At 61.5% G+C, this 13,875-nt stretch carries 8 protein-coding genes; 3 read left to right on the top strand and 5 right to left on the bottom strand.

All coding sequences use genetic code 11. From position 1 onward, the window contains the following. Nucleotides 1-11: 11 nt before the first annotated feature. Complete coding sequence (gene astD, locus GWQ31_RS02215) at nucleotides 12-1,481, top strand: succinylglutamate-semialdehyde dehydrogenase (protein ID WP_275908528.1); 1,470 nt, start codon at nucleotides 12-14, stop codon at nucleotides 1,479-1,481. 151 nt (nucleotides 1,482-1,632) lie between these two features. Further along, nucleotides 1,633-2,430, top strand: a complete 798-nt coding sequence (locus GWQ31_RS02210; protein WP_058393827.1) for a DUF1338 domain-containing protein — start codon at nucleotides 1,633-1,635, stop codon at nucleotides 2,428-2,430. Between the two features lie 177 nt (nucleotides 2,431-2,607). Here the strand turns inward: GWQ31_RS02210 and GWQ31_RS02205 are convergent, their stop codons facing one another. Then, a complete protein-coding gene (locus GWQ31_RS02205) occupies nucleotides 2,608-3,204 on the bottom strand; it encodes a beta-phosphoglucomutase family hydrolase (RefSeq protein WP_275908527.1) in 597 nt (198 codons plus the stop codon). 186 nt (nucleotides 3,205-3,390) lie between these two features. Between GWQ31_RS02205 and GWQ31_RS02200 the strand changes: the two genes are divergently transcribed. Continuing rightward, the gene (locus GWQ31_RS02200; protein ID WP_275908526.1) at nucleotides 3,391-4,755 is read left to right on the top strand and encodes an MDR family MFS transporter; all 1,365 of its coding nucleotides are present in this window, start codon (nucleotides 3,391-3,393) and stop codon (nucleotides 4,753-4,755) included. A gap of 81 nt (nucleotides 4,756-4,836) precedes the next feature. On the opposite strand, the gene nifJ is transcribed toward GWQ31_RS02200, so the two are convergent. From nifJ to GWQ31_RS02180, 4 genes are all read right to left on the bottom strand, one after another. Then, entirely contained in the window at nucleotides 4,837-8,379 is a 3,543-nt protein-coding gene (gene nifJ / locus GWQ31_RS02195) for a pyruvate:ferredoxin (flavodoxin) oxidoreductase (protein ID WP_275908525.1), read from the bottom strand. A 383-nt stretch (nucleotides 8,380-8,762) separates the two neighbouring features. Continuing rightward, a complete protein-coding gene (locus GWQ31_RS02190) occupies nucleotides 8,763-9,917 on the bottom strand; it encodes an MFS transporter (protein WP_275908524.1) in 1,155 nt (384 codons plus the stop codon). 10 nt (nucleotides 9,918-9,927) lie between these two features. Then, nucleotides 9,928-11,487: an ABC-F family ATP-binding cassette domain-containing protein gene (locus tag GWQ31_RS02185; protein ID WP_275908523.1), complete on the bottom strand. Its 1,560-nt coding sequence runs from the start codon at nucleotides 11,485-11,487 to the stop codon at nucleotides 9,928-9,930. Between the two features lie 380 nt (nucleotides 11,488-11,867). Beyond that, nucleotides 11,868-13,658 carry a hypothetical protein gene (locus tag GWQ31_RS02180; RefSeq protein WP_275908522.1) on the bottom strand — a complete coding sequence of 597 codons (1,791 nt, stop codon included), beginning with the start codon at nucleotides 13,656-13,658 and terminating at the stop codon, nucleotides 11,868-11,870. Nucleotides 13,659-13,875: the final 217 nt, after the last annotated feature.

Genomic DNA, 13,875 nt, shown 5'->3' with positions numbered 1-13,875 from the left:
GGAGTGAATTGATGAGCCATTTAGTACAACTTATCGACGGCCAGTGGCTGGCCGGTGAAGGCAAGCCGTTCGAGTCAATGGATCCGGCCAAGAACGAGGTTATCTGGCAAGGGGGCGCCGCCAGTGCCAGTCAGGTGGATGCAGCCGTCAAGGCGGCCCGCGCTGCCTTCTACCATTGGTCCGATCTGGCCCTCGAGGATCGTCTGGCCATAGTGTGCCGCTACGCCGATCTGCTCGGCGAGCACAAGGAGGCGCTGGCGCTCACCATTGCCCGGGAAACTGGCAAGCCCCTGTGGGAAACCCGCACCGAAGTGGCCGCCATGCAGGGCAAGATTGCCATCTCCATTCGCGCTCATGACGAGCGCACCGGCACTGTCGAGAACCCCATGCCGGGTGCCAAGGCATTCGTGCGCCACAAGCCCCACGGCGTGGTCGCCGTGTTCGGCCCCTACAATTTCCCTGGTCATCTGCCCAACGGTCACATAGTACCGGCACTGATCGCGGGCAATACAGTGGTGTTCAAGCCCTCCGAGCTGACCCCCATGGTGGCTGAAGCCATGCTGAAGATCTGGCAGGAGGCGGGTCTGCCTAAGGGTGTCCTCAACCTGGTACAGGGTGAGGTAGAGACCGGCAAGGCGCTGGCAGGCAATCCGGATATCGACGGCCTCTTCTTTACCGGCTCGTCCCGTACCGGCCATTTCCTCCATCAGCAGTTTGCTGGCCAGCCTGGCAAGATCCTGGCGCTGGAGATGGGCGGCAACAACCCGCTGATCGTCAAGGATGTGAGCGATGTGGATGGCGCCGTCCATGCCATAGTCCAGTCAGCCTTCATCACTTCCGGCCAGCGCTGCACCTGCTCGCGCCGTCTGTTTGTCGAGCGCGGTGCCCGGGGCGATGCCCTGGTCAAGCGATTGGTGGAGGTGGTCGGCCAGATCAAGGTCGGTCTCTATGATGCCGCCGATCAGCCTTTCATGGGGGCCATGATCAGCGAGAAAGCGGCTCTCGGCATGGTAGCGGCGCAAGCCAACCTGCAACAACTGGGTGGCGAGAGTCTGCTCACCCTCAAGCACCTGGAAGCGGGCACCGGCTTCGTTTCGCCCGGCATCATAGACGTGACCGCAATCGGTGCTCTGCCGGACGAAGAGTATTTCGGCCCGCTGCTGCAGCTCATTCGTTACGACGACTTCGACGCCGCCATCGACCAGGGCAATGCCACCAGCTTCGGCCTCTCGGCGGGCCTGCTTGGTGACAACGAGGCGGACTGGCAGCATTTCTTCAAGCGGATCCGCGCCGGTATCGTCAACTGGAACAAGCCCATCACGGGCGCCTCCAGCGCCGCGCCGTTCGGCGGCATAGGTGCCTCCGGCAACCACAGGGCGAGCGCCTACTACGCCGCCGACTACTGTGCTTATCCCGTTGCCTCCGTCGAGGACAGCAAGGCTTCCATGCCGGATCAGCTGTCTCCGGGTTTGACCTTTTAACAAGGAAGAGGCTGGCAGCAAGGCCGCCACGGCCGACACTGTCCTCCTCTGCGCTGAGCGCTGATAACAAAAAGCCGAGCGCTGATAACAAAAAATAAAAGGGGCACTGAACAGGTGCCCTTGTCTGTACCCGCAATCAAAGGAAAGAGAGATGCAAAAGGATATCGACACCCTGTTCGGTCACTTGTGGGATAACTACATTCAAGTCACCCCGAGTGCCCTCAAGGTCCACACCCTGCTGGGTGGCGGCGAGCCCATCGTCAACGATCATGTGGCGTTTCGCACCTACAACCTGCCCAAGCTGGGGCTGGAGAAGCTGGCAGCCCACTTCCTGGCGCTCGGTTACGAGCAGAAGGGCGAATATGTGTTCAAGGCCAAGAAGCTCTATGCCAAGCACTTCGAGCATAAAGATCCGGATGCCCCCAAGGTGTTTATCAGCGAGCTGAAGGTGGAGGAGCTCTCCGAGGCGGCCCAGGCCATCATCCACAAGCTGGCTGAGCAGGTGCCTGATCACCTGACCGACACCCAGGCATTCCTCTACACGGGGGCGCCCTGGCAGGTATCCTGGGCCGATTACCAGACCCTGCTGGCAGAGAGCGAGTACGCAGCCTGGATGGCGGCCTGGGGCTATCGCGCCAACCACTTCACGGTCAATATCAATCGCCTCAAGCAGTTCGATACCATCCAGCAGGTCAACGCCGCCCTTAAGGCGGCCGGCTTCGTGCTCAACGGCGTGGGTGGCGAGGTGAAAGGGGACCCGCAGGTGATGCTGGAGCAATCCTCCACCATGGCCGACAAGGCGGATGTGCCCTTCAGCGACGGGGTGCGCACCATTCCGAGCTGCTTCTATGAGTTTGCCCTGCGCTACCCGCAGGCCGACGGCGTGCTCTACCCGGGCTTCGTCGAAGCCTCGGCCGACAAGATCTTCGAATCCACCAACGCCATGTAACGGCGATGGTTGGCAAAAACGCCCCGAAAGGGGCGTTTTTTATGGCGTTTTGTGCCGGGCCCGTAGACCCCCGTTTGTCGCTGATATGCTCTCATCCAGGCCGCTGCGCGATATCTCAGCCGAGTCGGAGTTGAACGACTGAGCCCACCCGCAAGGGTGGGCCAGGATACTCGTCTGTCACACCCGCTGCAGCGCACCTTCGGTGGCCAGCAGGGTGGCCATGCCGCCGGCCTTGCCTGCCTGAATGCCGATCTGGGTATCTTCAAACACCAAGCAGTTGGCGGGATTGGCACCGAGCAGCTCGGCCACCTTCAGGAAGGTATCCGGGTGGGGTTTGTGGTTGTGGATGTCGTCGGCACTGACCAGCACGGAGATATAAGCATCCAGGCCGGTGTTTTTCAAAATGCGCTCGGCATGATCCCGCGATGACCCAGTGCCTATGCCCATCGGCACCTTGCCGTGGCAGCGCCTGACCAGATCCCACATGGAGGGGAAGACACTGACCTTGTCGATATGCGCCAGATAGAGGGCCACCTTGCGGCGAGTGAAGGCATCCACATCGATATCCAGTCCGTGCTGTTCGGCCAGCATGCTCACTATCTTGCGGGTGGGAATGCCGCCATATTCATTGAGTTGCTCACGATTGAACGGCAGACCGAACTCTGCGCTGGTTGCCTCCCAGGCATCCAGATGCAGGGGCATGGAGTCCACCAGGGTGCCATCCATATCGAAAATCAGGGCGTCGTATTGATCAAACCGGAACTGCTCGGACATGGGTCTGCTTCCTCTTGGGCCAAAAGACCACACTACCAGATCCGGCGTTCGGATGCCGCGACGGCCGTCATGGTCAAGGGACTGGCGGCTGGATGGCAGTGGTTTTAGCCATCGGATAATGATTTATGAGACAATAATAAGTTCTTTGCCGCAGATTTTGGCATTTCACATTAGCGAGCCGGTTATATGTCCCCAAAAACCATCTTCTCAAGCGTGGCCCTGGTGATCGCCCTGGGTTCACTGGAAAAGAGCATAGTCACCACCCCCTTGCCCATCATTGGCGCCGAGCTGAACGCAGGAGCAGCCCTCACCTGGGTGGTGACCGCCTATCTGTTGGCAGCCACCGCCGCCCTGCCCGTGTATGGCAAGTTGAGCGATCTGTTCGGTCGGGTACGCATGCTCAATATCGGTATTGGTCTTTTCCTAGTGGGATCCGTGGCCTGCGCTCTGGCGCAGGATCTGCCGACCCTGCTGGCGGCTCGTGTGCTGCAAGGGCTGGGGGGCGGCGGCCTCATTGCACTTGCCTTTACCGTGATTGCCGACTGCATACCGCCACGGGAGGTGGGCAAGTATCAGGGTTACATCTCGGCCGTGTATGCGGTCTCCAGCATCGCCGGGCCTCTGCTCGGCGGCTACTTTACCGAGCAGTTGAGCTGGCGCTGGATCTTCTGGATCAACCTGCCTCTCGGGGGGCTCGCCATCTGGCTGGTGAACCGCAACCTCAAGCACCTCAATGTGCGTCGTCACAGCCGTTTCGACTGGAAGGGGGCGGCACTGCTCATCACAGTGACCACGCTGACCCTGTTGCTGTTATCACCCGAGACTGCGTTGCCCCCCATCTGGCTGGCGGCGGGTTTGGCGGTTGCCTTGCTGCTGCTGATCCTGGTGGAGCGACGTGCCCATGATCCTATCCTGCCTGTCCATCTGGTGCGGTTGCCCGGCTATCTGGTGAGCGTGCTGCTGGCACTGGTTTCGCAACTGCTGATGTTCGCCGTGCTGGTCTATTTGCCGTTGCAGATGCAGTGGCAGAAGGGGATGGGGGCCAGCGAGAGCGGCCTCTACATGGTGATCTTTATGGTCTGCATCACGGCGGGTGCCTTCGTTGGCGGCAAGCTGATCGGTCGCACCGGTTACTACAAGCGGTTCGTGGTGGTGGGCTTTGCACTGTCTGCGCTGGCTTTGTGGCAAATTCATTTCGATGTCTGGGCCAGTCTGGGGTTGGGCTTTGCCGGTCTGGGTCTGGGGCTGGTGCTGCCGGCCCTCGCGGTTGTGGTGCAAAATGCATTGCCGGCAGCGGATCGCGGCATCGGCATGTCCCTGTTCAACTTCGGCCGTGAGCTGGGGGGCGCGGTCGGGGTCGCCATCTGCTCCGTGCTGTTTCATGCCGCCCTGCCAGCGGGTACCAGCCACAATCTGGCCAGCCTGAGTCCGGTCGAGCTGGCTCCGGGATTCAGCGCTACCTATATCGGCATGGCGCTGATCGCCAGTGCCGCCTTGCTCATCACACTCTTGGCATTGAAGCGGCACGAGCTGGCTACCATGCCTGCCTGATGACGATCAGACTGGATGTGAAGAGGGCTCCCAACGGGAGCCCTCTTTGTTATCCGGTTTCACTGGTCGCCGGCAGGCCGATCACTCCTGCGTGGGAGCTTCCTTGCCAGCCAGCTGGCTGAGCCAGGCGAAGCGGCGGTTTGCATCCAGCTCCGCCTCCCGGTAGAGCTGGGTGGCGACCTCCGGCAGCTGACGTTCGAGGCGCTGGAAGCGGTGCTCCTGGCTCAGGGTCTCGGCCAGCGAGGCGTTCGGTGCCCGGGAGTCGAGCGCCAGCGGCAGCTTGCCCTCGTCGCTGCGGCGCGGATCGAAGCGGTAGAGTGGCCAGAAGCCGGTGGCGGTCAGCTGCTTCATCTGCTCATGGCTCTCGGCCATGTCGTAGCCATGTTCCTCGCAGGGGCTGTAGGCGATGATGAGCGAGGGGCCCGGGTAGGCTTCCGCCTCCTGAATCGCCTTCACCGTCTGGTTCATCTGGGCGCCGAGGGAGATCTGCGCCACATAGACGTGGCCATACATCATGATGCTGGCGCCGAGATCCTTGCGTGTCTTGCGTTTGCCCTGCTCGCCAAACTTGGTAATGGCACCGAGTGGCGTCGCCTTCGACTGCTGGCCGCCGGTGTTGGAGTAGCACTGGGTGTCGAGCACCAGCACATTGATGTTCTCCCCCAGACTCAACACATGGTCGAGTCCGCCAAAGCCGATGTCGTAGGCCCAGCCATCGCCGCCGATGAGCCAGACCGATTTTTCCACCAGATAGTCCGCATCGCGAGCCAGCTCAAGGGCCTCCGGGGCCTTGCTCTCTTGCAGCAGATTTCGCAACTGCTGGATATGGGCCCGCTGCTCGGAAACCGGCAGGGTGGCATCGCCGAGCGCCTCGCGCAGCGCTGCCGGGATGGTGTCACCGAGGCTCGCCAGCAGACGGCGCACCCGCTCCCTGTGCTGATCGATGGTAAGACGGAAGCCCAGTCCGAACTCGGCATTGTCTTCAAACAGCGAGTTGGCCCAGGCCGGCCCGCGCCCCTCGGCGTTGGTGGTGTAGGGGGTAGTTGGCAGGTTGCCGCCATAAATGGACGAGCAGCCGGTGGCGTTGGCAATCAGCAGCCGATCGCCATAGAGCTGGGTCAGCAGCTTGATGTAGGGAGTCTCGCCACAGCCGGAGCAGGCGCCGGAGTATTCAAACAGCGGTGAGATGAGCTGGGAGGTGCGGATGTCGATACGCTCCAGCTGCTCGGCGCTGCGCTCTGGCAGGTCGAGGAAGAAGTCGTAGTTGGCTTTCTGCTCGTCGAGGTGATCCAGCCGGGAGGCCATGTTGATCGCCTTGCGGCTCGGATCTGTGCAGTCCTTGGCCGGGCAGACTTCGACGCAGAGGTTGCAGCCGGTGCAATCCTCAGGCGCTACCTGCAGCACATATTGCTGGCCGCGCATGTCGCGGGCCTTCACATCGAGCGCATCCAGGGTCGCGGGGGCACCCTCCAGTGCATCTTTGTCCACCACCTTGGCGCGGATGGCAGAGTGCGGGCAGGCGGCCACGCAGTAGTTGCACTGGGTGCAGAGGTCCGCCTGCCAGATGGGCACATCCTTGGCGATGTTGCGCTTCTCCCAGCGGGTGGTGCCCACCGGCCAGGTGCCGTCAGGCGAGAAGGCGGAAACCGGCAGGCTGTCACCCAGCCCCGCCAGCATGGCGGCGGTGACCGTCTGGACGAAGTCGGGGGCCTTGGCCGATACCACGGGGGGGCGCTGATGGCTGCTGTGATCGAGTACTTGCAACGGCACCGGGATCAGCGCCTCGCAGGTGGCGGCCAGGGCCTGCCAGTTGCGCTCGACCAGCTCGGCGCTCTTGTTGCCGTAGCTCTTGGCGATGGCCTGCTTGAGCAACTCGGTGGCCTCTGCTGGCGGTATGATGGCGGTCAGCTGGAAGAAGGCCATCTGCATCACGGTATTGATGCGGTTGCCGAGCTGGCACTCCCGGGCGATCTTGGCGGCGTTGATGATGTAGAAACGCGCCTCTTTTGCACGCAAGGCCTGTTGCACCTCCTGCGGCAAGCGCTGCCAGATCTCTGTCGGGCCATAGGGGCTGTTGAGCAGGAAGATACCGCCGAACTTCAGCCGCTCCGCCATCTGGTACAGGTCGATGAACTGCCACTGGTGGCAGCCGATGAAGTCCGCCTTGTCCACCAGGTATGCCGATTGCAGCGGCCGCTCGCCGACCCTCAGGTGGGAGACGGTGAGGCCCCCCGCCTTCTTGGAGTCGTAGACGAAGTAGCCCTGCGGATAGAGTTGTGTGTGATTGCCGAGGATCTTGATGCTGTTCTTGGCCGCCGAGACGGTACCGTCGCTGCCAAGGCCGTAGAAGAGCGCCTCCAGCTTGCTCTGGCTCGGCTTGTGTTGCGAAGAGTCGAGTACCGGCAGCGGCAGGGAGAGGCCGGTGACGTCGTCGAAGATACCGACGGTGAAGCGCGGCCTTGGGTTGTCCAGCGTCAGCTCATCGAAGATGGCCTGCACGCAGGCCGGATTGAATTCCTTGGAGGAGAGACCGTAGCGGCCGCCGATGACCCGCGGCAGGCTGGCACGCTCGCCCCGGCTGACCGCCTCGGCCAGTGCCGTCATCACGTCCAGATAGAGGGGCTCGGCCTGGGCCCCCGGCTCCTTGGTGCGATCCAGCACGGCGATGGTGCGGGCGCTCTCGGGAATCGCGGCCAGCAGGTGCTCGGCCGAGAAGGGACGGAACAACCGCACCTTCACCAGCCCCACCTTCTCGCCTCTGGCCAGCAGCCGTTCGATCACCTCTTCGCAGGTGCCGATGGCCGAGCCCATCAGCACTACAATCCGCTCGGCCTGCGGGTGACCCACATATTCAAACGGCTGGTAGTGACGGCCGGTTAGCGAGCCGAAGGCCGCCATCGCCTCGCTCACGTGGCGATAGCCCTCGTCATACCAGGGGTTGCTCGCTTCACGGCACTGGAAGTAGGTGTCCGGGTTGGCTGCTGTGCCGCGAATGACAGGCTTGTCGGGGGTGAGCGCCCGATCGCGATGGGCGCGGATCGCCGCCTCGGGCAGCAGGGCACGCAGTGTGTCATCCGCCAGCGGCACTATCTTGGCTATCTCGTGGGAGGTGCGAAAACCGTCGAAGAAGTGGATGAAGGGCAGCCGGCTGTTGAGGCTGGCCACCTGGGAAATCAGGGCGAAATCCTGCGCCTCCTGCACATTGCTGGCACAGAGCATGGCGCAGCCGGTCTGGCGCACCGCCATCACGTCCGAGTGATCGCCAAAAATCGAGAGGGCGTGGGTCGCCACTGTGCGCGCCGCCACATGCAGCACGAAGGGGATGAGCTGACCCGCCAGCTTGTAGAGGTTGGGGATCATCAGCAAGAGCCCCTGGGACGAGGTAAACGAGGTTGCCAGCGCGCCTGTCTGCAGGGCGCCGTGGACGGTGGCGATGGCGCCTCCCTCCGATTGCATCTCCACCACGCGAGGTACATCCCCCCACAGATTTTTGCCCCGATCGCTCGACCAGGCCGACGCCAGCTCCGCCATGGTGGAGCTGGGGGTGATGGGGTAGATGGCGATGACTTCGCTGGTGCGGTACGCCACTGAGGCGACTGCGTTATTACCGTCTGTGGTGATCATGAGTTGTCCACTTGCTATGCCAGTTTGAAGGCCGGTTGCGGGCAACCGGCCATGGATAGGTCGCAGGCATAGTAAGAGGGTTGGAGAGATCGCATCAAACGGGATAAATAATCAATTAATACATCAACTATTCGTCATTTATACCCTTGAAAATAATCGGGTCTATTTGTCGGGATATATCTATCGATCCAGCGTGAATAATGGTGGCAGGGATGAGTCGGTACCGAAATCGTTGAATTAAATAAATCATGAAATTAAATAATTAGATGGAAGAGTCATGTTTGCTTGCACAGGCAGCCTGAGTTGGAAACAGGTCGCCGCTCATGGTGGATGGGCGACCTGTTGGGGTGCGTGCTTGGTTCACGCCCGTTTTCTGTCGGGGATCAGGCCGTGGCGTTGACCGGCCGCAAGACCACTATGGCACTGCCAAACAGCAGTATGGCCAGGGCTGCCAAGGCCACAGGCCCTGCGCTGTAGGCAAATCCGGCGACACCGGACCAGAGCGCCACGCCAAGGTGCATCATGGTCATCGCCAGTGACATCAGCATGCCTCTGTGAGCCGCAGAGAGCTGCGCAATATAGCCCTGCAGCGCGGGCGATCCTATGCCGCCTGCCAGTGCCCACAGCAGCAGCGGCACTATCGGCAGCATGGGCAGCAGCATGGGGTGCCCGGCCGGATAGAGGTAAAACCAGACGCTGACCAGCAGGCAGACCACCAAGGCCATACGCATCAGGGTGCGCCCGCTCTCGACCCGGCCAGACAGGCGGGGCATCAGCAGGTTGCCGATGACGCTGATGATGCCAAGCAGAGCGTACAAGCCCCCCACGGACCCGATGGACCACTCCTGGGTATCGCGCAAATGCTGACCGACGAGATTGAACAGGCCTATGCCGCCCCCCAGACCCAGGCACATGGCGAGCAGGGCACCTATAGCACCCGGGATGGCCAGTATGCGGGTAGCCTTGCCATTCTGATGTTCCCTTGATGTCTCTGCCGGCTCCTGGTCAGCGGGCAGCAACGCCAGCGCCGCCGCCACACACCAGGCGCACACGCCAAGCAGGATGAAGGCAGCCCGCCAGGAGAGCAATTGAGTCAGCAGTGCCCCGACAGCCGGGCTCGCTATCATGCCCAGGGTCAGGCCTGCCTGGACCCAGGCAATGCGCTTCATGGCATCTGTTCCCGCGCTGTCTGCGGCCATGGCAAAGGCGATGGGCAACATGCCGGCACTGGCAAGACCGGTGAGCACCCGGCTTGCCAGCCCCCATTCAAAGTTCTCCACCAGGCCTGTTGCGACTGAGGCCGCCCCGAACAACAGGGCGGCGGGCAGCATCACCTTTATCCTGCCAAGGCGATCCGAGAGGCTACCCAGCAAGGGGGCTATCATCGCCAGCGCCAGGCTGTAGGCGGTGATGAAGAGGGTCACGCGCTCGGGTTGAACTCCCAGATCCTTGCCGATGGGAGCCAGTATGGGGCCCAGCATCAGCTCATCGGCGCCCACCAGAAACGCAATCAAGAACAGCAATATTTTCAAAAACATATCTTTGACCTCAAACGCAATGCGTATGTTCAGCGGCAGTGAAGGCGTGAATATCCACCACCCGATCCGGCCAGTGGGCGACGAACTCCCGTTCGTGGCAGACCGCAACCACTGTGCCAGGGTAGTCATGCAAGGCTCGCTGCAAGGCGGCTTTGACGGTGGCATCCAGGTGTGTGGTCGGTTCGTCCAGTACCAGCAGATTGGTGGGTTGCAGGGTCAGCCTGCACAGTTTCACCCTGGTCTGCTCACCACCACTGAGGGAGGCAATCGGCCGCAATGCCAGTTTTCCTGTTATGCCGAAGCGTGCCAGATGTTGCCGAGCCACCTTGTCATCCACGCCCGGGCACACCGCTTTGACCAGATCCACCGGTGTGGCATCCGGGTCGGCCCAGCGCAGCGCCTGCTCGAAGTAACCCAGTTTGAGGGCCGGTGACAGGGCGAGCTGGCCAGATACCGGGGGCAGCTCGCCCACCAGGGTTTTCAGCAGGGTGGATTTGCCGATGCCGTTGAACCCGGCGATCACCAGCTTGTCGCCACGGCTCAGGGACAGCGAGATGGGCGCCAACAAGGGACTTTGATGGCCAATGACCAGCTCAGTGGCGGCAAGCAGCTGCTGCCCATTGTGCGGGGCGTTACGAAACGAGAAGGCGACGGCCTTTTCCTGCTCCGGTGTTGCCAGCCTGTCTATGCGGGCCAGCTGTTTCTTGCGGCCATTGGCGATGCTGGCATTGACCCCGGCCCCATTTTTGGCAATGAAGTGTTCAAGCTTGTCGATATGTCGCTGCTGCGCCAGATACTGCCTCCCATGGGCGGCATCTTCAGTGGCTTTCTGGGCCATGGCCTTGTCGACGTTACCCTTGAATTTGCGGATCTGCTGCCGGTCTATGTCGCAAATGCCGGTGGCAATCCGGTTTAGAAACGCCTTGTCGTGAGAGACCACCATAAAGGCTCCCTTGAAGCCGCTCAAGTAGTTCGCCAGCCAGTCAAGGTGAAGGGTATCCAGATAATTGGTCGGCTCGTCCAGCAGCAGGACATCCGGCGCGAGTAACAGCAGGCGGGCCAGCATGACCTTGTGCCTTTGTCCGCCGCTCAATTCCCCCAACCGGGTATGCATACCCAACTGAGTGATCCCCAGGCCATCCGCCACCGCATCTATCCGGCTGTCGATCTGATAAAACGACCGGCTTTCCAGGCTGGCCTGAAGGGTGGCGGCACGTGCCAGATGGCGGGCTTGGACACTTTTCGCCGGGCAGGCGTAGATGGCCATCATCTCGGCCTCCTGTCGGTAGAGATTTGCAAAAGCGGTTTGCAGGTATTCGCGCACTCTTGTTTGTGCGTCCATCTCGGCATGCTGGTCCAGATAACCGAGGCTCACAGCGGGCTGCCAGAGGATGTCGCCCCCGTCGGACAACAGCTCCGCCTGCAGCAGTTTCAGCAGGGTGCTTTTCCCCACGCCGTTTTTGCCCGTGACGCCGATATGCTCACCGGCGAAGAGGGTGAAGTTGGCCTGCTGGTAGAGGGTCTTGTCACCCATGTGACAAGTCAGGTTTTGAATGGTGAGTAAACTCATGGTGCTACATCCATAAAAAACGGGGGGCGGTACTTGGCGTACCGGCCCCCCGTTTCAAGCAATATTGAAACTTTGTCCTGAATATCAGAAACAAAAAGGCCGGCGATGAAGCATCTCGCCGGCCTGAGTCCCCTGTTTTCATCAGATGCGGGGCAGCCTCCCTGTGAGAGGGCATGCACGCAGCTGATGAAGATTCAGAAGAGGAATGGCTCCGGGCAACACTTCATCGTGTTAGTGCACGGAGCACAGCCTCCTGACAGAGCATTTGAACAGGATGTACAACATGGAAAAGCGGTCCAACAAAAATTCTGGTCGCAAAGTACACAGAACCCGCCTGCGAGTCAAATGACCGTCGGTTGAACATTTGGCTCAAGCGCTCATTACTCGTGGTGCAAGGTGATGCAATCCAGGCCACCGCTGCCCCAGAGCAGAGCCTCCGCCTGGTTAAATCCCGCCCGCGTGCTGCTCGCTGTCTGACCCACGAAGTAGGTGGTCAGCTCGGGCACCTCGCGTTTCAACCAGGCGCCGAAGGCCTGATTCAGGGGGGCTATGCTGGCGGCGTTGGTGATGTAGAAGGGTTGCTGCGCCGTGCCCATGATGCCGTTCATCCAGTTCACCGCCCGCTTGTTCACGCTGAAGGCGCCCGGGGTGGCGATGGGGGTCAGACCGGCGTCGGTCAGCTGCTGCCGGATGAGGGCATGGATCTTGTGCCAGCGCTCGGCCTGTTGTTTCAGGCTGGTGAGCGTCTCGGTGAGGCCCTGGCGTTCGCTGTCGCTCAGGCTGCCATTATTGGTCAGTACCTGCTGGATCAGCGCCCCGCTGGCTGCAGGGTCGTTGAACAGGATGCGGCCATCGGCCAGCGGGCGCATGGCCATGTCGAGGTGAAAACCGGGTTGTGCCAGGATCACCAGGTCGCGCTCGGCCACCTTGAGCTCCTGCGCCATCAGGCGCTGGCTGATGGCCATCATGGCGAGGAAACGGCGGGTCTGCTCATCCAGCTCAGCGCCTGCCAACTCCTTGCGTTGGTAGCCGCCGGCTTGCAGCATGCGTCCCAGCCGGGTCAGGGTGACAGCATCGGCCTGAAGCGTTTGCAGCTCGTTCTCTATCTGGTCATCAGCAAAACCAGAGTGGAGATCGGCGGTCACCACCAGGCTGGCGTAGTCCTGTTTCAGCTGAGCCAGCAGATTGAAGGAGGCCGGCAGCGCCTGGCCATGGAGCGCGCGATAGCGCTCGGCGATGAGGGCGCCCTGCTGCGGGCTCAGAAACATCCGCTGCTCCGCCGCCTCCCGGGTTGACCCATCCACTTCGTACTTGGCGAGCTCGGCCTTGGCACGCGCGGTTTTGGCAAAGGCGTGGCGCTGCGGCTCATCCAGCCCCTGCGGCAACAGGTTGGCCGCCTCCAGCAGGATGAGGTCCACCTCGGTGTCATGACCCTTCTGGAAGGTATAGGGGCTGCCCAGCCACTCCTCTTCGTTCAGGTGCAGCCGAAACTCGCCGTCGCGCTCCATCTTCTCCTGCAGGGCGGCGATGCGCTCACTGTCCAGCCGGCTGTGGTGCAGGGTGGTCTGCAGCAGGGCATCGCGGCCGATCAGGGCATAGGGGATGCCGTCGGCTCGCTGGCCGGTCAGCATGTTGCCGCCATCTATTATGGAAAAGGTGGGGATGAGCTCGCTCCCCTGCGCCTCGGCGAAGGTGTTGGCCTGGGAGAGCATGCTGTCGTTGAGCCCCTGGGAGGCCTGGCTGCCGAGGCTGTGGTGGCCCTCCTGTTCGGCCTGCGGGCTCTGCTCGGTCAGGGCGGTGACGAAGACGTGGTAGCTATCCTTGTCGGCCAGCGGCGCCCGGGGGCGGAAGATGAGGGCACCATCGCGCGACAGCCACATGTTGTCCTCGGTCCAGGTGTACATGTCAGCGTGGCTGCTGACCGAAAACCCCTGCTCCCTGCCGATCTGCTCCAGCTCCGCCACCAGTTCCGGTTCGGTCTGGAGGGGCAGGTGGAGCTGGTGGATCCGGTTGCCCAGATCGTCCTGCGCCAGCTGGAAGGTGCGAGCGAGGGCGGGCGTCTCTGGTCCATGGCTGGCCAGCGGGTCGTCCGGGAATATGATGGGGGTTGCCGTGGCTGAATTGAGCCAGAAGAGGGTCGAGATGGCGAGCGCCACTCCGGTTTTACGCATGGTGATTACCTTTTGTTATGGCGGGATAATTATCCCGCGAGCCTGAACTGCATGTTGGCGCAGAGCGAGGATCTCCTCGCGCCGGATGGAAACCATAAGGTTCAGGCTCGGAATAACAAGGCCGCAGATTTGAATTGACTTTTAACCCTGACTAAACAGCACAAAATACATCCTGTAAATAACCATCCAATAGACTTCCATTCATTATTACTTCATT

Source organism: Aeromonas sp. 2MA4 (assembly GCF_029237305.1).
GTDB classification, from domain to species: domain Bacteria; phylum Pseudomonadota; class Gammaproteobacteria; order Enterobacterales; family Aeromonadaceae; genus Aeromonas; species Aeromonas salmonicida.
This window is presented reverse-complemented; position numbering and strand designations above follow the sequence as displayed.